Consider the following 1444-nt stretch of genomic DNA (forward strand, 5'->3'; position numbering starts at 1 on the left):
CCGACACCGACAAGGTCAAACCCCTCACACCGACCGGCACTTCCGTCACGTACGACCAGGCCACCGGCAAGGCCAAGGTCACCTGGGCGAAGAACCAAGAGATGGACCTCGCCGGATACCGCGTCTACCGGCGGCTCAAGGGGGCCTCCTTCCCGGTGACCCCGCTCGCGACGACCGCACTCACCTCGTACACCGACAGCTCGCTGCCGGTGACCGGAGAGGGCTACTACTACGAGGTCCGCGCTTACGACAAGGCCGGCAACGAGTCGGGCGGCAGCGCCGACCAGCCGGTGACCACCGTCGACCGGGTCGCGCCGGGTGTACCCACCATCACGGGCACGACCGGTGAGGTGCGGCCGGGTGGCACCGGTACCGGTGGTCTCAAGGTCGTATGGGACGACGTCACGGGCGCCGCGGCCTACCGTGTCTTCCGGGCGGCGAGCGAGAACGGCACGTACAGCGCCGTCGGCCGCACCGGGCAGTCCTCCTACCTGGACACCTCGGCCGCCGAGAGCACCGTGTACTACTACCGGGTCTCGGCCGTCGACGCGGCGGGCAACGAGTCCGCCCGGTCCGCGCCGCAGCAGGGCAGGATCTGGGACAACGATCCGCCGCCGCTCGTCACCGGGCTGAACGTGACCCCCACCGAGTACGGCTTCCGTCTGGACTGGGACAAGAGCCCGGCCACGGACCTCCGGCACTACACCGTCCACCGCGGCGAACTCGTCGATGACGAGGACGGACAGCTCTGCTACGCCGACCTGGTGGACTACGTCTCGCCCGACGAGACGTCCTACACGTACACCACGCTGCCCGACGGGGACGAGGTCTGCTTCTTCCTCGACGCGGTGGACGACGAGGGCAACTCCGCCAACGAGTGGAGCGACGAGCAGGTCCACGCCGTGGTCGCCACCGAGCTCGACATGACGCCGAGCGTGCCGACACCGGAGGGCTCGCCGCTTCACCTCTCGGTGCAGGAGGCCGTGCGCGACGAGGGCAACTATCTCTCGTGGTCAGGGCTCGGGGAGGACGCCGTGCGGGGCTTCCGCGTCTACCGGTGGAACCCCGCGAGCTCCTCGTACGAGAAGATCGCCGACCTCGCCGGCACGTCCTCGCAGTACTTCGACACCGGCTCGCGGCGTGGCACCACCTCCCACTACTGGGTGACCGGCGTCCTGCCCGACGGCACCGAGACCCTGCCCGCGGGCGGCTGGGCGGTCACCGCACCGGCTCGCGGTACACCCCTCTCCTCCCCCGGCGAGTCATGATCGTCATGAAGTCAGCCAGACGCACGACCGCCGCGGCCGCCACCGCCGTCGTGCTCACCACCTCGGGTGGTCTGCTCGCCGTGACGGCGGCCCCCGCCTCGGCCGCCGTGTCGTGCGCCTCCCCCGTGTTCAAGCGGCAGTTCTACGCGAACACGTCCCTCTCCGGCACCCCGAAG

At 70.2% G+C, this 1444-nt stretch carries 1 protein-coding gene; it reads left to right on the plus strand.

Annotation, left to right across the window (positions count from 1 at the left end):
• The coding region (locus ABZT93_RS40355) for a cellulose 1,4-beta-cellobiosidase (protein WP_356114116.1) at positions 1–1268 on the plus strand (1268 nt) is incomplete at its 5' end.
• Positions 1269–1444: the final 176 nt, after the last annotated feature.

Origin of the sequence: Streptomyces sp. NPDC005303, assembly GCF_040607335.1 — a bacterium.
Taxonomy (GTDB): Bacteria; Actinomycetota; Actinomycetes; order Streptomycetales; family Streptomycetaceae; genus Streptomyces.